Annotated in this window: 21 protein-coding genes and 1 tRNA gene; 16 read left to right on the forward strand and 6 right to left on the reverse strand. The window is 72.1% G+C overall.

The features are described 5' to 3' along the window. The first annotated feature begins 45 nt into the window (after positions 1-45). The 12 genes from J5Y05_RS03975 to J5Y05_RS04030 all read left to right on the forward strand — a co-directional run bounded on the left by J5Y05_RS03975 (position 46) and on the right by J5Y05_RS04030 (position 8491). Entirely contained in the window at positions 46-1206 is a 1161-nt protein-coding gene (locus tag J5Y05_RS03975; RefSeq protein WP_210868325.1) for an ATP-grasp domain-containing protein, read from the forward strand. A 133-nt stretch (positions 1207-1339) separates the two neighbouring features. Then, a tRNA-Leu gene (locus J5Y05_RS03980) sits at positions 1340-1424 on the forward strand. Between the two features lie 361 nt (positions 1425-1785). Then, positions 1786-2208, forward strand: coding sequence for a WXG100 family type VII secretion target (locus J5Y05_RS03985; RefSeq protein WP_210868326.1), 423 nt, complete (start codon positions 1786-1788; stop codon positions 2206-2208). A gap of 62 nt (positions 2209-2270) precedes the next feature. Further along, positions 2271-2585, forward strand: a complete 315-nt coding sequence (locus tag J5Y05_RS03990; protein WP_210868327.1) for a WXG100 family type VII secretion target — start codon at positions 2271-2273, stop codon at positions 2583-2585. Further along, positions 2585-4333, forward strand: a complete 1749-nt coding sequence (locus tag J5Y05_RS03995) for an RNase A-like domain-containing protein (protein ID WP_210868328.1) — start codon at positions 2585-2587, stop codon at positions 4331-4333. Before J5Y05_RS03990 ends, J5Y05_RS03995 begins: the two co-directional genes overlap by 1 nt. 66 nt (positions 4334-4399) lie before the next feature. Further along, on the forward strand, positions 4400-5026 hold the full coding sequence (locus J5Y05_RS04000; protein WP_210868329.1) for a hypothetical protein: 627 nt from the start codon (positions 4400-4402) through the stop codon (positions 5024-5026). Beyond that, positions 5019-5738, forward strand: coding sequence for a Fic family protein (locus J5Y05_RS04005; protein WP_210868330.1), 720 nt, complete (start codon positions 5019-5021; stop codon positions 5736-5738). The genes J5Y05_RS04000 and J5Y05_RS04005 overlap by 8 nt, the downstream gene beginning before the upstream one ends. After that, positions 5731-6048, forward strand: a complete 318-nt coding sequence (locus J5Y05_RS04010; protein WP_210868331.1) for an RNase A-like domain-containing protein — start codon at positions 5731-5733, stop codon at positions 6046-6048. Before J5Y05_RS04005 ends, J5Y05_RS04010 begins: the two co-directional genes overlap by 8 nt. A 22-nt stretch (positions 6049-6070) precedes the next feature. Then, positions 6071-6736 (forward strand): contact-dependent growth inhibition system immunity protein, encoded by a 666-nt coding sequence (locus J5Y05_RS04015; protein WP_210868332.1) that lies wholly within the window; start codon positions 6071-6073, stop codon positions 6734-6736. 274 nt (positions 6737-7010) lie between these two features. Continuing rightward, positions 7011-7154 (forward strand): hypothetical protein, encoded by a 144-nt coding sequence (locus tag J5Y05_RS04020; protein ID WP_210868333.1) that lies wholly within the window; start codon positions 7011-7013, stop codon positions 7152-7154. A gap of 194 nt (positions 7155-7348) precedes the next feature. After that, the gene (locus J5Y05_RS04025; RefSeq protein WP_210868334.1) at positions 7349-7564 is read left to right on the forward strand and encodes a hypothetical protein; all 216 of its coding nucleotides are present in this window, start codon (positions 7349-7351) and stop codon (positions 7562-7564) included. Between the two features lie 321 nt (positions 7565-7885). Beyond that, entirely contained in the window at positions 7886-8491 is a 606-nt protein-coding gene (locus J5Y05_RS04030; RefSeq protein WP_210868335.1) for a class I SAM-dependent methyltransferase, read from the forward strand. Between the two features lie 21 nt (positions 8492-8512). Here the strand turns inward: J5Y05_RS04030 and J5Y05_RS04035 are convergent, their stop codons facing one another. From J5Y05_RS04035 to J5Y05_RS04050, 4 genes are all read right to left on the reverse strand, one after another. After that, complete coding sequence (locus J5Y05_RS04035) at positions 8513-9802, reverse strand: MFS transporter (RefSeq protein WP_210868336.1); 1290 nt, start codon at positions 9800-9802, stop codon at positions 8513-8515. A gap of 115 nt (positions 9803-9917) precedes the next feature. After that, a complete protein-coding gene (locus J5Y05_RS04040; RefSeq protein WP_210868337.1) occupies positions 9918-10070 on the reverse strand; it encodes a hypothetical protein in 153 nt (50 codons plus the stop codon). A gap of 207 nt (positions 10071-10277) precedes the next feature. Continuing rightward, complete coding sequence (locus J5Y05_RS04045) at positions 10278-10904, reverse strand: DUF4291 domain-containing protein (RefSeq protein WP_210869685.1); 627 nt, start codon at positions 10902-10904, stop codon at positions 10278-10280. A gap of 239 nt (positions 10905-11143) precedes the next feature. Then, complete coding sequence (locus tag J5Y05_RS04050; RefSeq protein WP_210868338.1) at positions 11144-12967, reverse strand: pectate lyase-like domain-containing protein; 1824 nt, start codon at positions 12965-12967, stop codon at positions 11144-11146. A gap of 265 nt (positions 12968-13232) precedes the next feature. On the opposite strand from J5Y05_RS04050, the gene J5Y05_RS04055 reads away from it, so the two are divergent. The 4 genes from J5Y05_RS04055 to J5Y05_RS04070 all read left to right on the forward strand — a co-directional run bounded on the left by J5Y05_RS04055 (position 13233) and on the right by J5Y05_RS04070 (position 20405). After that, positions 13233-14345, forward strand: a complete 1113-nt coding sequence (locus tag J5Y05_RS04055) for a DUF1996 domain-containing protein (protein WP_210868339.1) — start codon at positions 13233-13235, stop codon at positions 14343-14345. Between the two features lie 185 nt (positions 14346-14530). Next, complete coding sequence (locus J5Y05_RS04060) at positions 14531-16282, forward strand: discoidin domain-containing protein (protein WP_210868340.1); 1752 nt, start codon at positions 14531-14533, stop codon at positions 16280-16282. 112 nt (positions 16283-16394) lie between these two features. Then, entirely contained in the window at positions 16395-18902 is a 2508-nt protein-coding gene (locus J5Y05_RS04065; RefSeq protein ID WP_210868341.1) for a glycoside hydrolase family 3 C-terminal domain-containing protein, read from the forward strand. Positions 18903-19364: 462 nt separating this feature from the next. Further along, a complete protein-coding gene (locus J5Y05_RS04070) occupies positions 19365-20405 on the forward strand; it encodes a LacI family DNA-binding transcriptional regulator (RefSeq protein ID WP_210868342.1) in 1041 nt (346 codons plus the stop codon). Positions 20406-20442: 37 nt separating this feature from the next. On the opposite strand, the gene J5Y05_RS04075 is transcribed toward J5Y05_RS04070, so the two are convergent. Together J5Y05_RS04075 and J5Y05_RS04080 are read right to left on the reverse strand one after the other, a co-directional pair. Beyond that, positions 20443-20820, reverse strand: coding sequence for a hypothetical protein (locus J5Y05_RS04075; RefSeq protein WP_210868343.1), 378 nt, complete (start codon positions 20818-20820; stop codon positions 20443-20445). A gap of 42 nt (positions 20821-20862) precedes the next feature. Continuing rightward, a complete protein-coding gene (locus tag J5Y05_RS04080; protein ID WP_210868344.1) occupies positions 20863-21537 on the reverse strand; it encodes a chloramphenicol phosphotransferase CPT family protein in 675 nt (224 codons plus the stop codon). Positions 21538-21715: the final 178 nt, after the last annotated feature.

Below are 21715 nucleotides of genomic sequence, written 5' to 3' on the forward strand. Positions count from 1 at the left end.
GTGGTGCGGCTCCCGGCGGCGCGGCGCACCGGCAAGGAGCCCGAGATGGATCTGTACGAACACCAGGCGAGGCAACTCTTCGCTCGGCACGGCATCGTCGTACCGAGAGCCGAGGTCACCGACACGCCGCGACGCGCACGCGAGATCGCCCGGAGCCTCGGCGGGCGTGTCGTCGTCAAGGCCCAGGTGCGCACCGGCGGCCGGGCGAAGGCGGGCGGCGTACGCCTCGCCGCCGACCCGCCCGCCGCCGAACGCGCCGCCCGCCGCATCCTCGGCATGGAGATCAACGGCCACCCCGTGCGCTCCGTGATGCTCGCCGAAGCCGTCGACGTCGACCGGGAGTTCAGCGTCTCCTACGTCCTCGACCGCGCGGCCGGCCACGTCCTCGCCGCCGCCTCCGCCGCGGGCGGCACGGAGATCGAGGAACTGGCCGCCCAGCGGCCCGAAGCCGTCACCCGCGTCCCCGTCGACCCCGCCGAGGGCGTGACCGCCGCAGCCGCCTGCCGGATCGCACGCGCCGCCGGACTGCCTCCGCGCACCGTGGACGTCCTCATACGGCTCTGGCGCGTCCTGGTCCGCGAGGACGCCCTCCGCGTCGAGGTGAGCCCCCTCGCCCGCACGGCACGGGGCGCGTTCACGGCCCTCGACGGCAAGGTCACCCTCGACGACACCGCCTTCTTCCACCGCCCTGACCTCGCCCCGCAGCCGCCCGGCGACCCACTGGAGGCGCGCGCCGCCGCCCGGGGCCACGTTTACGTACGGCTGGACGGCGAGGTCGGCGTCCTCGGCGACGGCCCCGGCCGGGTCATGTCGACGCTCGACGCGCTCGCCCGCCGGGGCGCCCGTCCCGCCGGCTTCCTCGACACCGGCGGCACCCTCACGGCCCCCGCCCTGGCCGACGCCCTCGCACTCGTCCTCGCCGACCCGTCCGTACGGTCCGTCCTCGTGGACGTCTCCGGCGACCCCGGCGTCCCCGCCGCCGGCGAGGCGGTCACCGACGGCGTCCTCGCGGCGCTGGACCGGACCCGCCGTGCCGTCCCGGTCGTCGTCCGCCTCGCGGGTGGCCGGGCCCGCTCCATCCCGGCCGCCGCAGCGCACCCGCTGGTCGAGCACGCCGTGACCTTGGACACCGCGGCGGACCGCGCCGCGACCCTGGCCGCCGCCCCACGCCGCCGAGCCGCGCCCCCGGCCCACGGAAGAGGCTGACCGGGGCCCGTGCGGAGCCACCGGGGGACAGGTGCCGAAGCGAAGGAAACGCAGGTGAAAGGCACTGCGAAACCTTGGTACAGTTGTCCCTGTCACCGCGGGGCACACCCCGGGAAACGGCGACAGACACCTGGTCCGGGTGGCGGAATGGCAGACGCGCTAGCTTGAGGTGCTAGTGCCCTTTATCGGGCGTGGGGGTTCAAGTCCCCCCTCGGACACTTCAGCGAAATACTGTGAGGGCCCCGACCTTGAGGTCGGGGCCCTCACAGCGTTGTGTCGTCATCCCGCCGACCGCCGACGGTCGGACCCTCTCGACGTGCTCCTCACGCGAGCCCCCGCGGGGTCCGCGAGTACGGCGCCGCTGTCGCCGAGCGGTCCGGCCGGACCGATCTCCAGCGCCATGACGCAGTGCTCCCTCAAGGTGTATGCGACCTCACGCGCCATGTCGTCGGGTCGCCTGCCCGCCGGCTGTCCTTTCCGGGCCCGTGGTCAGGCGCCGGCCCAGAGGGTGCGCATGGGTAGGATCACTGTGCACATGCGGCTTGTCATGCTGAGGCCACGGGGGCGGAGATACGGGGCATGGGCGTACGCGGAGCAGGCGCGGGCCACGAGGGCGGCGTCGATCTGAGCGTGTCGAGCCGGGACCTCACCACACTGGCCGGCGACCTCGACGACATGCAGGAGTACCTGAACAAGCAGGTCAAACGCATGGACGCGATCGTCGACAGCATCGAGGCGGGCTGGCGGGGACCGACGGCGACGGCGTACCGGGAGTTCCATCGGGCGGCGGCCAAGGACGCCGTGCGCATCCGTGAGGTGATCCGGCACATCGAGCAGGCCGTACGTCTCAGCCGGGACGGGTTCACGGAGCAGGAGCTGGAAGTGGTGGCCCGGCTGCGGAGCGTCCAGGTGGACATCGACAGCGAGGTCGACAAGCTGTCGACGCCGAACCCGGAGACGTCCGCTTCCGCCCACCCGCGCAGCAGCCTCGACTCCTTCTGACTCCTACGACCTCTCCGAGGCTCCCTGCCGTGACCGCGACGACACCTACGAAACGGGGAACCATGCCGACCGGGAGTACGGACGACGGTCACATCACCGTCTCCTTCGCCACCCTCCGCGAGCTCGCCGCCGAACTGGAGGACATCCTCAAGAAGCTCAACGGCAGCCTGGACGACCTCCACGACCGGGTCGTGCCGGTCGTGCTGTCCTGGAAGGGGGAGGCCCGGGAGGTCTTCGTCGACAAACTCGACGAATGGGACCGCTCGGCCGAAGACCTCCAGGCGGCCCAGAAGTGGCTGCACGAGTGCGCGACCACGAGCCACGTCAACTACGCGGCGGCGCACGAGGCGGTGCTCCGCGGCTGGGGGGCCGGTTGATGGGCACACCGTCACCGGCGGGCCAGAACGGCACCATCGACGTCAAGCCGTCCGACCTCCACCGCGTCTCCGGCGGTGTGGCGAGCCAGCAGACGGTGCTGGACAGAGGCGCCAGGAGCCTGCTCGACGATCTGCGCAAGTACCCGGACGCCGGCGGATACGGCACCTCGCCCCAGGCGTTCGCGACCTCGTACGTCAAAGTGGGCAACCGCTTCCTCGAAGTGTGGGCCAGGAGCGTCGTCAGCATCGGAGGCGCGGCGGTCGGCTTCGCCACGACGGCCAACACCTATGCCAAGGCCGAGGCGGCCAACGACCCCAAGGGCAAGGCGAAGCCGGCCGTCCAGCCGCCGCCGCAGGTCATCGAGAAGGCGCCCGCCTACGGCTCCGTGCCGAACCTGAAGTGGGGCGACGACGACGGCGGCGACGACTTCATCCGCAGGGTCCTCGAGTGGGTGCCCGAGCCGATCCGGGACGTACTGAGACCGGTGGTGAAACACGCCTTCCGGATGGGCAAGGTCGCTGAGGTCTATCCGTTCCCGCAACAGCACTATCTGAATTCGCTGTCCCAGGCGTGGATGGCGACGACCACCCCACTCTCCACGGCGGAGAGCGCGCTGACCGGGAACGTCGGCAGCATCACCCAGCAGAGCAACAGCGAGTGGCACGACGCGATGCGCCATTTCTGCAGCTCGCTGTGGGGCACGACATCTTGGGGTGGCAACCGCGAGACCTACCAGTGGAGACACGACAGCTCCGCCTCGCAGACCGCCAACCACCCCGTGATGACCGTGCTGTTCGACACGGCTCGGAAAGTCGGCGACCTCCTGTACGAATTCGCGGAGGCGGCCGTATACCTCAACGGCGAGGTGTGGGACGTCTACATCGAAGCCGTGCGCGAGGCGATTCCGAAGGTCGAGGTCAACCTCAAGGACGGCGTCGGCATGGACGACGTCAAGGGCCTGGTCAAAGGGCTGGGCAAGAGCATCGCGAAGGGCGCGTCCCAACTGGGCCAGGGCATCGTCCTGAACATGAACACCGCCAGGCTGAACGCGATCGTCACCGAGTACAACCGACGGGTCGACGCGCTCGTGCCGAAACTCGACGCGCTCATGGGCCCCTTGGACGAGGCACACCGGAGCGCCCCGAAGTTCGAGGCCCAAGAGGCGCGGGCCCAGGGCTTCGGGATGCGGGCGCTCAACGATTTCAAGACCGAGCATCGCTGGACCGACCCGGAGGACACCAAGAACGGTGTCTACAAGGTGGAGCTGGCCGACCATGAATGGATGAACGGGAGCCACACCCTCGACAGGCATGTGGGGAAAACGGACGAGCAGCTTGCTCAGCGACTGCGGGATCAGGGCACCTCTCCGACGCCTGCGTGGCCCCACGGCAGGCCGTCCATCGCCGCCGCGTCCACTTTCACTTCGGCGGAGCGGGCCCAGAAGCTGACTCAGTACAACATCGACCAGAACTCGGCCGAGATCAGGGAATGGCTTGGGCGTCCCCCGAAGGCGGAGAACAACGATCTCAGGCTGCCGGTCTACACGACCGCGCCGAACGGCGAATACAGTGGCCGAAGTGTGACCAAGAAACCCAATGACGTGAACAACGAGGGATTCAAGAACAAGGGCTTGGAGGCCGAGGCCATCGACGTAAAGGGTGTGAAAACCATCGTTAAGTACGATGAGTCGCTCGACCCTCCGTTCGTCGTCCTGACGTCGATGCCGGAAAAGCCGTCACAGTCCTAGCGGCACCCATGCGCAGATATGCAGACACCAGGAGTAATCATCAGTTCCGAGTGGTACCCGACATCGATGACGTGGCGGGACGTCGATCCGACCACGCATCCGTTCGACTCCGATCAGGCGCCCGACGTGGTGCGTGGGGTGGTGTCCTCGCCGGACTCCGAGTCAGGGAGACCGCGGGGTCAGCGGTCGGCCAACTCGATCGCCCGGGGTCTTGCCGAGCACTACGGTTCGTGGGCCTTCGGCTGGTACAACGCCGTGGACGAGCACCCCGACTCAGGGGCGATCATCAGAAGCCTGCCGACGAGCGGTCTCGGCAGCGGTGAACTCGATCAGCAGGTGAAGCGGTACACCAGCGCCCTGCTCCAATGGCGCGCTTGGCTTGAGGAACTCGCCTCTCTCTTTGCGGAGTTCGCTCCCGGACCGGACGTGGATGACGAGGAGACACGGCGGTTGCGCGAACGCGCCGTCGCGCCGCTCGTGACACTCGTCGTGGAACGCACCGGAGCCGGCGAGACATGGCTCGGCGCCTGTGCGCAAGCGCTCACCTGGTACCTCGAGTCGACAGGAATGTCTCCCGCGGAGGCCGAGGAACTGGCCGATGAGGTTGTGGACTTCGAGTTCGAAAGCTGGGTCGCCCCCGACGCGGAGGTGGTCGGCCGCGCTGGGCAGGTCATCGGAGGGCACGGTGCATGACGACCTCCAGAGCTGGCTCCGGGTGCGCTCGCAGATCGCATGGCACGACGCCTCGGACGAACTGGTCGGCCCGGTTCGGGGCACTCGTGACGCCATCGACGCGGTCGCGGGCGCGCGCGACGGACGCGGTGACACGACGCGGGGGGACCGGATGCGGGCAGCCTGGCGGTTGGCTCAGTCGGACGCTGCGGCCGACCGGCGGCTCGGCCTCGGCCTCCTCGTCGGATGGCAGAAGCTGATCCTCGGCCGCCCGGACGTGGCGTTCCGCAGACTCCCGGCCTTCGCCAAGAGGGGACGTGAACGGTACGGCGTGTGCGGGGAGACACCCGGGCAGTTCGAAGAGTGCCTTTCCCAAGCCACCGCGACCGTCACGAACGTCCCTCTTCCGGCTCGGGCAGCACGCGCCTACCTGGACGTGTGCTTCTTCCACCCGTTCGACGACGGCAACGGCCGGGCGGCCCTGCTCACGATGGGATTCGTCCTGGCACGCGAGGAAGTGTTCCTGGACGAGGTCGGTCCCGTGCAAATGCCAAGGTATGCGGATGATCCGGTCGGTGCGCTGTCACTGGCTCGCTTGATCCACATCCTCGCCGGCGCGGCGGCGAGGCGAGGTGAGGTACGCATGCACTCGGACCCCGGGGAAGCGGGATCTCCTGATCACATCGGCGGCGTCCGTTCGCCTCTTCCCGTGCAAGGTGGTAACCGTGCCTGAGAGTCGCCCCGTACGTACGGCCACATCAACCTATCCGGACCGCGAAACCGCCCAGTGGGCCACCCAACGGGTCGTCACCGCGAACGAGCAGGTCATCCACCGCTGGCTCGCCCGGTCCACACGTCCCCGCCTGACCATCGAGGCGTCCTGGCCGTCCCGGGCGGAGCCGGTCGGCCGGGTGCTGCTGCAGGCGATGATGCTCGCGGGGCGGGAGCCCGTCGACGTACGGGCCGCCCGCGTGGTCCTCAAACGGGACGCGTCCCGTCCGCACGGCTTCGTCGTACACGCCACGTTCCCCATCTACCTTTAGCGACCCGTAGAGGCTGATCACCATGCCCCTGAGCCCCCGAGAGCACGACCGCCGCTACGGCGAGCTGGACCAGGTGATCCGCGCCTACGCCGGACAGCCGGCCGACGACACCCCGCAGCGCCCCAGCCGGGCGCTGATCGCCTACCTGCGGCACACCTGGCACACCCGCCCGTGGGCGCTGGCCGTCGCCGAGCGACAGTTGCGCGAGTACGCCGAGCACCCGCCGGGACGGCTGCGCCTGAGGCTGGGGGAGTTCTATGCCCTCCCCGATGTGGGGCTGCCCCAGAGCGAGATCCAGCAGTGGCTCCACTGCCTGGCCGACCACATCGAGCACAGCATCACGGAGGGTGCGGTGCCGCCTCCGGCCGTGCCCGAGACCCGCTGGGAGTGGTCCGCGCGCTTCCCGGAACTCGGGCAGTTCCTCGGCGGCTGGTTTTCCCAGGACATGCCGGACGAGTTCGATGACCACGACGCCGCTGTCGACGACTACCGCACGACCACCGCCCCGCAACTCGTCGCCCGGCTCGTCGGTGAGCTGCATGAACTCCTCGCCCTGGACTTGGACGAGTCGGACTGCGCCCTGGCCGCCGCCGAGCTGGGAATGGAGATCGATCCTCCGGCCCCGTACGGCCCCAGCGGCTGGTTCGCCTCCGTTGCCGCCCGGCTCACGATGCCGCAAGCCGAGTAGGGGCAGCCGGTGCCCGGTGCCCGATGGTCGATGGCCGGTGTCCGGTGGCCCGTCCAGTCGTGAAGGGCCGGGGAACGACTGGTGACGCATGACGGAAGCGAAACCTGCTCCGTGATCGTCCGGCGCCCGCGACGGATACTCCGAGTCACCCTGTCCGAGGGCACGGCACGGTTCACGTGGCCCCGGTCCCGGGCGTTCCGGCGGGGGAGCAGGTTTGGCCGGCGTGGTGTCGACCGCGGCCCACACCGTCTTGCCGGGGCCGGAGCGTAGGTCGGTGACGCCGCAGTACGAGGGCCCGGCGATCGGGTACGACCTCCCCCTGACCGTCACCGGGAAGCCACCGCGCGCCGTCCAGGCGAATATGGTCCACCTCGCTCCCGACGGCCGCCGCCTCACCGCGACCGCGCCGAAGATCTAAGGGCACGTCTTCCACACCCTGGACTCCTCAGGACCGCTCACCGCCGCATCGGGCCGCTCCGCCACCCTTTTCAGTGGGTGCGTCGGCGTCGTCGGCTGGGTCGGGGACGAACGGGTCCTGTGCCGTACTCAGTCCGGCAATTTCCGGACCGTGGATGCCCGTAGTGGCCGTGCGCCGAGGGGAATGCCGTCACCGTGGTCCGCGAGGACGACCGGAGGGCCGCCGAGGGGATGGTGGTCTCGGCGGATGGTGAGAAGTTCATCGCGTCCGTTCACTCGCCCAACGACCGCTCGGGGCAGCCGTTGGGCCTGTGCGACTTCAGGGTGGTGTCGACCTTGGGAGAACGGTCTGCGGTTCCTGTCTCCGCTGATTCCTTGACCAACGACACCGTGTTCCTGGAGTGGCGTTGAAGCACACAGAGGCTGCTGAAGTGACATGGAAGTCGCTCTGTATAACTGTATTGAGCTGAAAGTGACGGTGGGGGTGCCTGACCCGCCGTATCCGCGCCGAGACGAGTCCGCACTGTGCGGCTACGGCTGGGCCGCCGAGGACGCGAGCGACGTTTGTCATGGCTCATCCCCATGGCAGCCACCCGCACGGAGTTCCGGCGTCACGTAGTCCCTTGGCGCGCTGACCAGCGCGGTAGCGTGGCGAGGACCCGGTCGGCGGCTCGGTCCTCGTGCCGCATCGGCCCGGCTTCCGGCGTGACGGCCCGACCTATAGTGGGCGTCATGAGTCGATGGAGGCAGCTCACCGGGGAGAAGACCGGCCAGGACTACGCCGAACGCTTTGCGGCGCTGGCCCGCAGTGGCAAGGACATGCACGGCGAGGCTCGGTTCTGCGCGGCCCTCGTACCGGAGGGGGCCCGGGTGCTCGACGCCGGGTGTGGTACCGGGCGGGTCATGATCCGGCTCGCCCAGCTCGGCTACGACTGCGTCGGCGTGGACCTCGACGCCTCCATGCTCGCCGTCGCCCGCGAGCGAGCCCCCGAACTCCCGTGGCACCAGGCCGACCTGGCCGAGTTCGAGGCGGACCGGCTCGGCCTCGCGGCCGACTTCGGCCTCGTCGTCGCCGCGGGCAACGTCCTCCCGCTGCTCGCCCCCGGCACCGAGGCCGAAGTCGTCCGCCGGCTCGCCTCGGTCCTGCGCCCCGGTGGCCTGTTCGTCGCCGGCTTCGGCCTCGACGAGGCCCACCTGCCCGTCCCGCCCGGCCTCACCCTGCCCGAGTACGACGACCACTGCGCCGCGGCCGGCCTCACCCTCGTCGACCGCTTCGCCACCTGGGACGCCGACCCCTACGACAACGGCGGCTACGCGGTCACCGTCCACCGCCGCTGAGGAGGCCGCCCGCCCTTCTCGTCAGCCCACCGCCTCGCCACCCGCGGGCTGGGCGTCCGGGGACCCCAGGGGCAGGGGCGCGGGCCGGTCGAGCGGGGCGCGGGTGCGGAGAGCGCGTACCTGCGGGGCCGCCAGGGCCGCCAGCGTGGCGACGACGATCACGGCGGAGCAGGCGACGAGGACCGGCCCGGTACCCCAGGTCGCGGCGGCCGGCCCCGCCACGAGCAGGCCCAGCGGCGCGAAGGCGAGGGAACCGAACCAGTCGTACGAGATCACCCGGGACAGCACCTCCTCCGGCACCTCCCGCTGCATGGTGGTCGACCACAGGACGGCGAAGACGTCGGTCGAGAGACCCGAGGCGAACATCGCCGCCGCGATCAGCCACACCGGCGCCCCCGCTCCCATCAGGGCCATCGGCGCGGCCATCGGCAGCGTCGCCAGCACCGCCACCAGGATCGGCCGCCCCACCCGCACCCGAGCAGCCAGACCGGCGCCCACGACGGCCCCGAGGGCCTGCGCGGCGACGATCACCGACCAGGCACGCGCCCCTCCCAGCCCCTCCTGGGTGGCCAGCGGGCCCAGCACCCCCGCGAAGGCGTTCAGCGCGGCCACCACGAGGGTGTACTGGCCGACCACCACCCACAGCCACTGGCGCGAGGCGAACTCCCGCCAGCCCTCCCGCAGATCCGTCCACCCGGACGTCTTCCTCGGCGGACGCTCACCGATCCGCAGCAGCCATGTCAGCACCGCGCTGACCCCGAAGGAGAGCGCGTTCAGGGCGAGTGCCCAGCCGGCGCCCATCGAGGCGACCGCCACGCCGGAGAGGGCGAGGCCCAGCAGCAGGGAGATGTTGGTGCCCACCCGGAGCAGGCCGTTGGCCTCCTGGAGCCGCGCGGCCGGCACGACCAGGGGCACGGCGCCGTCCATCGCGGGGGAGAAGAGCGCCGTGGCGGTACCGGCGGCCACGGTGAGCGCGCAGAGGAGGAGCAGCGGTGCGTCCCCGGTGAGCACCAGCGCCGCCAGTCCGCCGTACGCCCCGGCGCCGAGGATGTCCGCCATCGCCATGAGCCGTGAGCGGGACATGCGGTCGGCGAGCACGCCGCCCCAGAGGATGAACAGCAACTGGGGCACGGTCTGGCAGGCCAGCACCAGCGACAGCCGCCCCGGACTGGCTCCCGGCAGGGACAGGACGGCGAAGGCGAGCGCCACCCGGGCGAAGCCGTTCCCCATCACCGACACGACCCGGGCCGATGCCAGGAGGAGGAACTGATGGTTGCGCCAGAGGGAGGGCCGGTGCAGGGGTTCGGGCATGGCCCGGGACTATACGGCGGGCCTCTCCGCCCGGAGTCCCCTTCCGGCCACGGCGGTCCACCGGTCAGCTCGCCTCCGTGCTCTTCTTCGTACGCGGCTGTCCCGCCACCCGCCGTTACCCGGCATACCGCGCCTCCACCGCGAGCAGCGCGGAGGTCGCCGTCATCATGCCGGTCCCCCAACACAGCAGCCGTACGTTCCAGTTGGGCAGTCGCCCCGGCAACGCGAGGGACATCAGCTCGGCGGGGGCGCCCTCAGGCGAATTCATCGCCGCGCGGCGAGCCATCTGGCGGGCATCCGGCTCACGGCAGCCGACCGCCCCCCCGCCTCGCCCGCAGTGAAGGCAGACCTGGCGCCCACACGCCCGTCGGCCGCCTTCGGAGTCGACCTCGCCACGGCTTCCGGAGGCACGCTCATCCTCGGCTGAGGAGACTCCCGCGATATCCGCGCCCCGAGGCACGAGGCGGTACCCAGCTCACCCGGCGGAGCGGGCGACGGCCTCCGGTCGACCGGGTCCCGACGGGCACAGGTGATTCAGCAGCCCGTCGCCCGCCGGGTAAGGCCGTTCCCCCGGCAGAAGCCGCCGGGCGGCGTCGAGGTCGCCGTCCTTCACGTGCCGGTGGATCTCGTGGGCGAGGTCGGTGACGTCGGTGATGGAGACCGTCCATTCGTCGGCGTAGCGGCGTGCGGCTTCGCCGGAGAGCCCGAGTTGCAACGACCGGTGCGGAAGCGGACGCAGGTGCAGATCGCGCTCGGGGTCCCACTGCACCCGCGCCGACGCCCGCCTCAACTCCCTTTTCCAGGCGTGCCGGTCGGCGTGCGGCCCCGGCGCGTAGTGCGACAGACAGGCCCGTTCCAAGGCCCACTCGAACCCGGCTCGCTCGATCTCGACCGCGAGCACGACCTCCTGAGCCTCCTTGGTCCCCCACCCGCACCGATACATCATCCAGAGGAAGGACGGCTTGACCCACGTCATCCGCCCCCGCCGCCACGCCCCGGGAAACCGCCCGTCCCGAGCGGACGGGAGCCCGATCTCCGGCGCGTACGCCTGGTAGACGGTGACGGTGGAGTCGGTGTACCGGGCGCGGATCTGGTGCTTCATCTCTGTCACGGTGACAGGGTGTGGGCTTCGTTTCGCCTACGCCACCGGATTACCTGGCGGTTGAGGCGTCGGCCAACAGCCCGGAGCGCGCGGGTGACGTCCGGCGGAGGCCGGTGGTGTCCCCGGTTCCGGCGGCGGCCGGCCCTGCTCCGGACCGGCCGCCGCTCGCGGGATCGTTGGTGGTGCGCCGTGGGCCGGCCGCTCCCCGGTGGGGCGGGCCGGTCCAGGCGAGCGGCTCGTCAGGGGTACGAGACCACCGTCGACGGGATGGTGGAGTCGCTCGAGGTTGGGGCGCCGGTGTTGTTGATGACGTGTTCGTACTGGCCGTTGCCGCTCAGGGAGACGACCAGGAGGCCGTGGAAGCGGACGCCGGGGCGTTCGGGGGCGGCGAAGCCGTGGTGCTGGACGATGGACGGGTTGACGTTGTAGTAGCAGTAACTGCCCATCCCCCAGCCCTCGTGCTCGGTCACGTGGTCGCCGACCTTGTACGCGGCGTACCCGTTGAGCGAGCCGTTCTGGATGGCGGCCTGGTCGGGGGCGTCGTACGCCTTCTCGTTCTGGTAGAAGATCGTGCGGCCCCGCTCGCCGTTCCACTGGACGTCGTACTTGTTGAAGTGCTCGACGAACAGCCCGGTGCACAGCACGTCGTCACCGTTGACCACGACGCCGTAGTCGGCCCGGTTGGTCTCCCAGCCGACGCCGTCGCCGTGGTCGGCACGCCAGATCCAGGTGTGGTCGACGATGGTGTGCCGGCTGTTGACGACCAGGCTGTGCGTCGCCTTGCCGGGGCCCGCGCCGCCGATGCGTACGAAGACGTCCTGGACGGTGGTCGGGTTGGCCGAGTGGTCCCGCGAGGCGCCCTGCGGCCCGACCTCCACCAGGACCTCGGAGTTGACCGGGCCCGCGTCGACGAGGAAGCCGGCCAGCCGGACGCCGTCCACGTCGGCGACCCGCACCGCGGTGACCCCGTTGTCGGGGATGAGCGTGGCGTAGCCGAGTCCGAGGACGACGGTGTCGGCGCGGTCCACCTCGATCGTGCCGTCCAGCCGGTAGACGCCCGGCGTCAGCAGCAGGTGGAGCCCTTCTCGGAGCGCCTGGTTGAGGGTGGCCGCCGAGTCGCCGGGGCGGGCCACGTGGAACTGGGTCAGTGGCAGCGAGGTGCCGCGCGGGGTGCCGTTGCCCCAGGAGACGCCGCGGGCGTTGGTCCGCTTCTCCGGCAGGAAGACCCGGAACTCCTCGCCGTCGAGGTACAGGAACGGCTTCTCGCGGGAGACCGGCGTGGTGTCCAGCGTCGTGTACGGCGGGTCGGGGAAGCTCTGGCCGGGGGCGCCCTCGACGCCGGAGAAGACCATGTTCCAGACGGCGTTGATCCAGCCGCCGACCGAACTGTCCCGCGTGTACCACTGCTGCTGCGAGTACGGGCCGACCGCGCCGTCGATGCGGCTGTCGGCGATGTAGCCGCCGCTCGCCCAGCCGTAGCCGTCGGGGGCGAGGTTGAGGCCGCCGCGCACGTGCATGCGCCGGAAGGGCGCCGCCTGCGAGACCGCCCAGCGGTTGGTGCCGCTGACCGGGACCAGGGCGAGGTTCTCCGCCGAACGCCAGAAGTTCTGGGTGGCGTTGCCGTCGAACCAGCCCGCGTCGACCGTGACGTCACCGTTGATCGTCGTGTCGTCGGGGGAGAGGCCGAGGCCGGCGATGGAGGTGTAGAAGCCGAGCTGGGCGTTGAGGCCGTGGTAGGTGCCCGGCTTGAAGAACAGCGCGTAGCGGCCGGTGCCGAACTGCGCCGACTCCTGCTGCCGGAAGATCCGGTCCAGCGTGCCCTGGATGTCGGGCGTCGACGGGTCGAAGACCAGGACGTTGGGCCCGAGGTCGCCACCGCCGGCCAGCGTGCGCGGGCGTGCGCCGGAGCCCGCGGCGGACGCGGGCGCGGCGCCGGCCAGACCGGCCAGCACCGGGGCCGCGGCGGCGGCGCCGAGGAGCGTACGCCGGCGCAGGGAGGGGGTCCGGGCGGCGTCGGAGTCCCGGGAGGGGCCCGTGGGGGAGCCCGTGGGGAAAGAGGACATGGGGGGCGGCTCTCCTGTTCGGAAAATGAACGATGTGGGGGTGGGGGAGCGCTCTCTTGGCAGGCATGCTTCATCCATGTGAACGACACGTCAAGGGCCGCGGACGTTTCCGCTGTCCTGCGTTCAACAAGTGGGGGCTAAAAGCCCGTTGACTCCCCGTTGATCCTTCTGCCGGAACCCTTGACACCCTCCCGCCGGGGCCTCAACACTCCGGCACTGGGAGAGCGCTCTCCCGGAGACTCATCGACGAGTTCAGGAGGTCTCCATGCCACGGAGATCGAAAGTCCTTTCCGGCACCCTCATCGCGAGCGCACTGCTGCTGACCTCGATCGGCATCGGCACCGTCGCCACCACCGCCGGGGCCACCGCCCCCACCGCCTCGGACGTCCCGGCCGTGCAGACCCTGCAGGCCGCTCAGGCCGGGCACGGCGGGCACACCATGGCCGCCTCCGCCGACCACTCGGCCGAGGACCCCGACGGCGACGGCTACATCCCCGCCGTCCCGCCGGTCACCGGCGTCACCCCGTCCAAGAAGGAGCCGCCCCACCGGTACTTCCACGAGTTCCAGGCCAACTGCTCGGTGACGCACACCGCACCCGACGACCCGATCGTCTTCCCGCGGCAGCCCGGCGCGTCGCACGACCACACCTTCATGGGCAACACCACCACCAACGCCCACAGCACCACGGCCTCGCTCGCCGCCGGCGGCACCACCTGCGTCGCGCCCGGCGACCGGTCCGGGTACTGGATGCCGACCCTGTTCGACAACGGCCGCCCGGTCCTGCCCGTCGGACCGCAGGTCATCTACTACAAGGCCGGCGTCACCGACTACACCAGCGTGCGGCCCTTCCCGCAGGGGCTGCGGTTCCTCGTGGGCAGCCCGATGCAGAGCGCCGCCGAGTTCCGCTCCCACCCGGGCTTCGTCGAGGGATGGGAGTGCGGCGACAGCTTCTTCAACGTCGAGTTCCCGACCAACTGCCCCGACCGACGGGACGTCCAGCTCAACATCCGTTTCCAGGCGCCCAGTTGCTGGGACGGCCGGTACCTGGACACCCCCGACCACCTGAGCCACATGGCGTACCCGGTGGTCAACCCGGGGACGAACAACAACATCTGTCCGGCCGACCACCCGGTCGCCCTGCCGATGATCGAGTTCAAGATGGCGTTCCCGGTCAACGGCGATCTCTCCCGGGTGACCCTGGCCAGCGGTCCCAGTCACTCGTTCCACTACGACTTCTTCAACGCCTGGGACGTCCCCACCCTGAAGGCCATGGTCGACCACTGCCTCGTCGGCGGACTGCAGTGTGACGCGCGTGGCTACGACCAGAACCACCCCGAGGCCGGGGCGGCCCTGAACGAGCACTACGAACTGCCCTGACCCACCGGCCGGTTCCGTACCCGGCGCGGCGGCAACGCCCGCCCTGCCACGGAACCGGCCGTACCCCGACGCCCCCTCCCGCGCCGACCTGGCAACGCCCCCCACCGACGCCCCGCCCCGCAACTCGGCACCGCCCCCAGCAGTACGGCACCGCCCCCACACCCCCGTACCCGAAAGGGACCCCCGTGAGCCGACCCCGTACCCCCCACCGCAGAGCAACCGCCACCCTGACCGCCGGGCTGCTCACCCTCGGCGCCCTCACCGCCCTTCCCGCACCGGCGGCGCAGGCCGCGGGCAGCGTCGTCCGGGTCACCGGCGGCCAGGGTGACTGGCAACTGACCGTCGACGGCCGCCCGTACCAGATCAAGGGCCTGACCTGGGGACCGTCCCCGGCGGACGCCGGCCGGTACCTGCCCGATCTGGTCTCCCTCGGCGCCAACACCATCCGCACCTGGGGCACCGACGCGAGCAGCCGGACCCTGTTTGACTCCGCCGCCGCCCACGGCGTCAAGGTCATCGCCGGCTTCTGGCTCCAGCCCGGAGGCGGACCGGGCAGCGGCGGCTGCGTCGACTACGTCAACGACGCCGACTACAAGGGCCGGATGCTCGACGAGTTCCCGCGCTGGGTCCAGGAGTACAAGGAGCACCCCGGCGTCCTGATGTGGAACGTCGGCAACGAGTCCGTCCTCGGTCTCCAGAACTGCTACGGCGGCGACCAACTGGAGCGCCAGCGCAATGCCTACACGTCCTTCGTCAACGACGTCGCCCGGAAGATCCACGCAGTCGACCCCAACCACCCCGTCACCTCCACCGACGCCTGGGTGGGAGCCTGGCCCTACTACCAGCGCAACGCGCCCGACCTCGATCTGTACGCCGTCAACGCCTACGACGCCGTCTGTGACATCAAGTCGGCCTGGGAACGGGGCGGTTACACCAAGCCCTACATCGTCACCGAGTCCGGCCCGGCCGGCGAGTGGGAGGTCCCCGACGACGCCAACGGCGTCCCGCGCGAGCCCACCGACCGGGCCAAGGCCGACGGTTACACCCGGGCCTGGAACTGCGTCACCGGACACCGGGGCGTCGCCCTCGGCGCGACCCTCTTCCACTACGGCACCGAGTACGACTTCGGCGGCATCTGGTTCAACCTGCTGCCCGCCGGACAGAAGCGGCTCTCCTACTACGCCGTCAAGCGGGCCTACGGCGGCGACACCTCCCGGGACAACACCCCGCCCGTCATCACCTCGTTCGGCGTCGAGGGCGACCCGGGCCGGGTGCCTGCCGGCAAGGACCTCGTCCTCACCGTGAACGTCACCGACCCCGACGGCGACACTCTCTCCCACGAGGTGCTGGCGAACAGCAACTACATCGACCAGAGCAGCCAGTTGACCCCGCTGCCCGTCACGAACCTCGGCGGCGGCCGGCTCCGGGTCACCGCGCCCGACCGGCCCGGCGTGTGGAAGCTGTACGTCAAGACCACCGACGGCAAGGGCAACGTCGGCGTCGAGACCCTCTCGGCGCGGGTCGTGCCGCCCCCGGTCGACGGCACCAACCTCGCCCTCGGCCGGCCGGCCACCGCCTCCTCGTACCAGGCGAGTTACGGCGACTGCCCCTGCACCGCGGCCAACGCGGTCGACGGCAACCTCGCCACCCGCTGGGCCAGCGACTGGAGCGACCCGCAGTGGCTCCGCGTCGACCTCGGCACCCGCACCACCTTCCGGCACGTCCAGCTCGTGTGGGAGACCTCGTACGCACGGTCCTACACCGTGCAGACCTCCGACGACGGGCAGAACTGGACCACCGTACGCACCGTCACCGGCGGCGACGGCGGAGTCGACGACCTCGACGTGACCGGCACCGGCCGCTACGTCCGCGTCCACGGCACCGAACGCGGCACCGGATACGGCTACTCGCTGTACGAGTTCGGCGTCTTCGGCTGACAGCGGCGCCGATACGCAGCGGTCGCGGGCGTACCCGTCGTCCGATTCGGCGCAGCCACAGTCGTCCCCGCCATCGATACGGCAGACCACAGGAGAGGGAGGGAGACCCCGGGTGGGGACGAGCGACGAGGAGACCGAGCGGCTGCTCGGCACGCTGGCACCGCGCACCCGCGCGCTGCTGCCCGGCGGCGCCACGACCTGGCGCACCCGCGCCGAACCGGCCGTCGGGCTTGGACCTTTGGTGCTGTCGGACGGGCCGGCCGGGATACGGGGGGAGGCGTGGGACGAGCGGGTCACCTCCCTCCTGCTGCCCTCCGCCACGGCGCTCGCCGCCACCTGGGACGAGGACCTGGTGGAACGCCTCGGCGGTCTCCTCGCCGCCGAGGCCCGCCGCAAGGGCGTCCACGTCGTCCTCGCCCCCAACCTCAACCTGCACCGCAGCCCGCTGGGCGGCCGGCACTTCGAGTGCTTCTCCGAGGACCCGGAGCTGACCGGCCGCACCGGCGCCGCCCTGATCCGTGGCATCCAGGCGCACGGCGTCGCCGCCACCGCCAAGCACTACGTCGCCAACGACTCCGAGACCGACCGGCTCACCGTCGACGTACGCGTCGGCGAACGGGCCCTGCGGGAGGTGTACCTCGCCCCCTTCGAGACGGCCGTCGCCGCCGGGGTCCGGCTCGTCATGGCCGCCTACAACGCGGTCGACGGCATCACCATGACCGCGAGCACCCTGCTCACCGACCCGCTCAAGACGGAATGGGGCTTCGACGGCGTCGTCGTCTCCGACTGGGGCGCCGTCCGCGACACCCACGCCACCGCACGCGCCGGGCTCGACCTCGCCATGCCCGGCCCGGAAGGCCCCTGGGGCGAGACCCTGGCCCGCGCCGTCGCCGCCGGGGAGGTGCCCGGTGCCGCCGTCGACGACAAGGTACGCCGCCTGCTGCGGCTCGCCGCCCACTGCGGCGCCCTCGGCCCGGGGCTGGGACTGGGGCCGGGGCCGGGGCCGGGACCGGACTGGGCGTCAGCCTCATCGCGCCCGGGGTCCGCCCCACCGCGCCCGGCGCGCACGCGGGGCGCGCGGGCCCTGTTGCGCCGTGCGGCTGCCGCGGGCGCGGTCCTGCTCGCCAACCGGGACGTCCTCCCCCTGGACGCCGACCGGCTCGGCACCGTCGCCGTCATCGGCGCGCACGCGGCCCGTACCCGGGTCCAGGGCGGCGGCAGCGCGGGTGTCTTCCCGCCGCGGCAGGTCTCCGTCCTGGACGGCGTCCGCTCCGCGCTGCGCGGCCGGGCCCGCGTCGTCCACGTCCCCGGCCCCCGCCCGGACGGCCCGCCGCCCCCGCTGGACGCCGACACCGCCACCGACCCGCGTACCGGACAACCCGGCGTCCTGCTGCGCCTGCTGGACGCCGACGGCGCCGAGCTGTACGCCGAACACCGGGGCGGGGGACGCCTTCTGGAGCCCCGCCTCGTACCCGGCGCGCACACCGTGGAGATCAGCGCCCGCCTGCGCCCCCGTACCGCGGGCCGCTGGACGCTGGGCGTCGCCGGATTCGGACGGATGAGCCTCAGCCTGGACGGACGCCCCCTGCTCGACGGCGACTTCCCGCCCGACACCGATGATCCCGCCGTCATCCACGTCGACCCGCCCGTCCGGTGCGCCACCGCCGAACTCGCCGTCGGACAGGACGCGTTGCTCGTCGCGCGCCGCCAACTCGCCCCCGGCACCGGCCGCGCCACCGTCGTCAGCGCCGCCCCGCCCGCCCCGGACACCGCCGACTGCCTCGACCAGGCTGCCCGCGCGGCCCGGTCGGCGGACGCGGCCATCGTGGTCGTCGGCACCACCGAGCACGACGAGTCCGAAGGCCACGACCGCACGAGCCTCGCCCTGGGCGCCGCCCAGGACGCCCTGGTACGCGCCGTCGCCGCCGCCAACCCCCGTACGGTGGCCGTGGTCAACAGCGGCGGCCCCGTCGAACTGCCCTGGCGCGAGGAGGCGGGCGCGGTCCTGCTCGGCTGGTTCCCCGGACAGGAGGGCGGCGCCGGACTCGCCGACGTCCTCTTCGGCCGGGCCGAGCCCGGCGGACGGCTGCCCACCACCTGGCCCGCCCGGCTCGCCGACGCCCCCGTCACCCGTGTCCGTCCGACCGGCGGACGACTCGACTACGCCGAGGGAGTGCACGTCGGACACCGGGGCTGGCTGCGCCGACACCGCACGCCCGCCTACTGGTTCGGGCACGGCCTCGGCTACACCACCTGGGCCTGGGAGGAGGTGCGGGTCGCGCCCGCCGTCCGCGCCGGCGACGACCTCACGGTGCGCGTGCGGGTACGCAACACCGGCACCCGGTCCGGACGCGAGGTCGTCCAGGTCTATCTGGCCCGCCCCGGCGGAGCCGTCGAGTACCCCGAGCGGTGGTTCGCCGGGTACGCGGCCGTGCACGCCGGTCCCGGCCGGACGGTGACGGCCCGGGTGCGGGTGCCGGCGCGGGCGCTGCGCCACTGGTCGGTGCGGGAGCACGCCTGGCGCACCGAACCGGGCCGCGTCCGGGTGCTGGCCGGGCGGTCGGCGGGGGATCTGCCGCTCACCACGGAGACGGAGGTGGTGGTTCCGGGGGCCGGGTAGGTGGGGCGAGCCTGCTCCGTGGCCGGGTAGGTGGGGCGAGCTTGCTCCGGGCCGGGTGAGGGGGCGGCGCTTGCTCCGGGGCCGGGCGAGGGGGCCGAGTCTGTTTCGGGGCTTGGGTCAGGGGGCCCGCGTCCGCCTCGGGGCTTGGGTGATGTGGAGGCCGGCCCCCGTTCCGTTCTGGGACCCGGGTCGGGAAGGCGACGTCACCTCCGGGGCCTGAGTGAGGGTCCGAGCCCGCTCCGGGCCCGGCCGATGGGGACCCGCGACCCGCCCCGGGGCCCGCGTGAGGGAGGGCCGAGCCCACCCCACGCCCCGCGTGAGGGAGGGCCGAGCCCATCCCAGGCCCCGCGTGTGAGGGAGGGCCGAGCCCATCCCAGGCCCCGCGTGAGGCGGGCGCACCCCGCCCCGGCCTGCGGGAGAGCGCTCTACCACGGCTGCCGTACGGCCGGTTAGGGTGCGGGCATGAGCAGACAGGCCCCGACCCTGGAGGACGTGGCGCGCGAGGCCGGCGTCTCGCGGGCCACCGTCTCCCGGGTGGTCAACGGCGTCCGCAACGTCGACCCCGCCATCCAGGACCTGGTCCGCCGGGCCATCGAACGCACCGGGTACGCGCCCAACCAGGCCGCCCGCCAGCTCGTCACCCGGCGCACCACCACCGTCGCCCTGGTCGTCTCCGGCGCGGGCGACGCCTCCGACGCGGAGCAGAACGCCTTCGCCACCCGGGTCTTCGCCGACCCGTTCTTCGGCCGTGTGGTCGGCGGGGTCGTCGGACACCTGCGTCCGCGTTCGATGCACCCGGTGCTCATGTTCGCCGAGACGCCCGAGGCACGCCGGGAGGTGGTGGCGTACCTGCGCCAGGGCGGCGCGGACGGCGCCCTCGTCGTCTCCACCCACCCCGAGGACCCGCTGCCCGAGCTGCTGGCCGACGCGCGGCTGCCCGCCGTCCTGTTCGCCCGGCCCGCTCGCCCCGTGCCGCTCAGCCACGTCGACCTCGCCCACCGCGACGGCGGGCGGCTCGCCGCGGACCACCTGCTGGCCCGGGGCTGCCGGCGGATCGGCACGGTGACCGGGCCCCTGGCGGTGCCCGCGAGCCGGGAGCGCCTCGCCGGGTTCCGGGAGACCCTGGCCATGCACGGGCACACCGGGGTGCCGGTGGCCGAGGGCGGCTTCACCGTCGACAGCGGCATGGCGGCGATGACCGAGCTGCTGGCCGAACACCCCGATCTGGACGGAGTGTTCACCGCCAACGACCTCATGGCACAGGGCGCCGTCCAGATCCTGCGCGAGCACGGGCGGCGGGTCCCCCGGGACGTCGCGGTGATCGGCTTCGACGACTCCAGCGTGGCCGTCACCTGCCGGCCCCGGCTGACCACCGTCCGCCAGCCGGTGGAGGAGATGGCGGCCACCATGGCCCGCCTCCTCGACGACCACATCAGGGGCGACCGCACCGAACCGGCGTCGGTGATCTTCGCCCCGGAGCTGGTGGTACGCGACTCGGCCTGACCGCCCCGGGCACGCGCGTCCCGGCCGGAGGGCCTGGTCAGCGGTCGGACACCCAACGGGCGTCGGCGGGCCAGGCGCCTTCGCCGACGAGGTGTTCCACGATCCGGAACGCCTCGTCGAGCGGGATGGTGTCCTCGTCCGGGTACTCGTCGTCCTGCCCGTTGGCGAGGACGTAGCCGTCGCTCCAGCCCTCGGCTCCCGGGTCCACCGCGTGCTCGCCGGGATCGCCCTCCCGGGCGAGGAGCACCACCATCGCGCGCTCGGTGTTCGTCACGACGGCCAGCGACCGTCCGGACGAACCGGTCAGCCACGTCTCCAGCCGCCCTCGGGCGATCCTCGCCCGAAGAACGTCCCGCACCGCCCCGGACGGCACGGTGGCGGGGCCGTCCTCCTCGATCACCCAGGATTCGCTCACGGCGACGACTGTCTCACGGCGGGCCGGGGAGACGGACCCCGCTCAGGCGTCCACGGGCGGCAGTTCGGGACGGAGCGCCGCCCGGAGCCGTTCGAACGCGGTGGGCAGCGGGCGGTGGGGGAGGAAGGCGCTGATCCGCCGGGCGCACTCCCGGGCGTCGGCGGTGGTGGTGTCGCACTCGATGTCGTACAGGCCGTGCGCGTGGACCCGTCCGTACTGACGGGCCGCGAGCCCGGCTGGGCGGTCACCGCGCGCCCGTTCACGCCGCTCCAACTCCTCAAGGGAGCAGCGCACCCCGACGAGGACGACGTCCCTCGGCGGGAAGAGACCGAGGCAGTCCGGCAGCCGCCAGTCCTCACTGAGGACGTGGTCCACCACCACGTTGTTGCCGCCCGCGGCCATTCCGGCGACGGCCCGGTGGTAGCCGCGCCAGGTGCGCCGCAGGATGCCGGGCAGCTCGGCGGGGTCGGCCTCCCCGCGGGTGCGCATCGCGTGGAAGGCGTCCACGGGCAGGTGGAAGTACGGCTCCTCCAGCACCGCCAGCAACTCCCGGGCGATGCTGGACTTGCCCGAACTGGACGTCCCGTTCAGGAAGATGATCAGTCCGCCGGAGGTATCGACCTCACCCCCGGCGGAGGCCGCCCCTCCTGCGGGGGCCGCGCTGGTGGCGCGGGCCTCGCTCCCGGCCGGGGACGGTATCTCGGCACTTACGGGCATACGAGCGGCTCCTCCGGTCGGCGGACGGTCCAGCATCATCGCGCACCGGAGGGGCGGGGACGCACCCGCCCCGGCGTGCGGTACGGATGGGGGCGCCTTTGACCCGGTGTCCCGTACGGGCGGGCACGCAGTGCTCCAACGTCCGCTGCGGCTGCGGGCGTACCTCCGGCATCCCATC

This window comes from Streptomyces tagetis, from assembly GCF_018069565.1.
GTDB classification, from domain to species: domain Bacteria; phylum Actinomycetota; class Actinomycetes; order Streptomycetales; family Streptomycetaceae; genus Streptomyces; species Streptomyces tagetis.

Coding starts and splice junctions, on each gene's coding strand:
- J5Y05_RS03975 (WP_210868325.1), top strand. CDS start 46: ATGGATCTGTACGAACACCAGGCGAGGCAACTCTTCGCTCGGCACGGC.
- J5Y05_RS03985 (WP_210868326.1), top strand. CDS start 1,786: ATGGGCGTACGCGGAGCAGGCGCGGGCCACGAGGGCGGCGTCGATCTG.
- J5Y05_RS03990 (WP_210868327.1), top strand. CDS start 2,271: ATGCCGACCGGGAGTACGGACGACGGTCACATCACCGTCTCCTTCGCC.
- J5Y05_RS03995 (WP_210868328.1), top strand. CDS start 2,585: ATGGGCACACCGTCACCGGCGGGCCAGAACGGCACCATCGACGTCAAG.
- J5Y05_RS04000 (WP_210868329.1), top strand. CDS start 4,400: ATGACGTGGCGGGACGTCGATCCGACCACGCATCCGTTCGACTCCGAT.
- J5Y05_RS04015 (WP_210868332.1), top strand. CDS start 6,071: ATGCCCCTGAGCCCCCGAGAGCACGACCGCCGCTACGGCGAGCTGGAC.
- J5Y05_RS04030 (WP_210868335.1), top strand. CDS start 7,886: ATGAGTCGATGGAGGCAGCTCACCGGGGAGAAGACCGGCCAGGACTAC.
- J5Y05_RS04035 (WP_210868336.1), bottom strand. CDS start 9,802: ATGCCCGAACCCCTGCACCGGCCCTCCCTCTGGCGCAACCATCAGTTC.
- J5Y05_RS04040 (WP_210868337.1), bottom strand. CDS start 10,070: ATGAATTCGCCTGAGGGCGCCCCCGCCGAGCTGATGTCCCTCGCGTTG.
- J5Y05_RS04045 (WP_210869685.1), bottom strand. CDS start 10,904: ATGAAGCACCAGATCCGCGCCCGGTACACCGACTCCACCGTCACCGTC.
- J5Y05_RS04050 (WP_210868338.1), bottom strand. CDS start 12,967: ATGTCCTCTTTCCCCACGGGCTCCCCCACGGGCCCCTCCCGGGACTCC.
- J5Y05_RS04055 (WP_210868339.1), top strand. CDS start 13,233: ATGCCACGGAGATCGAAAGTCCTTTCCGGCACCCTCATCGCGAGCGCA.
- J5Y05_RS04070 (WP_210868342.1), top strand. CDS start 19,365: ATGAGCAGACAGGCCCCGACCCTGGAGGACGTGGCGCGCGAGGCCGGC.
- J5Y05_RS04080 (WP_210868344.1), bottom strand. CDS start 21,537: ATGCCCGTAAGTGCCGAGATACCGTCCCCGGCCGGGAGCGAGGCCCGC.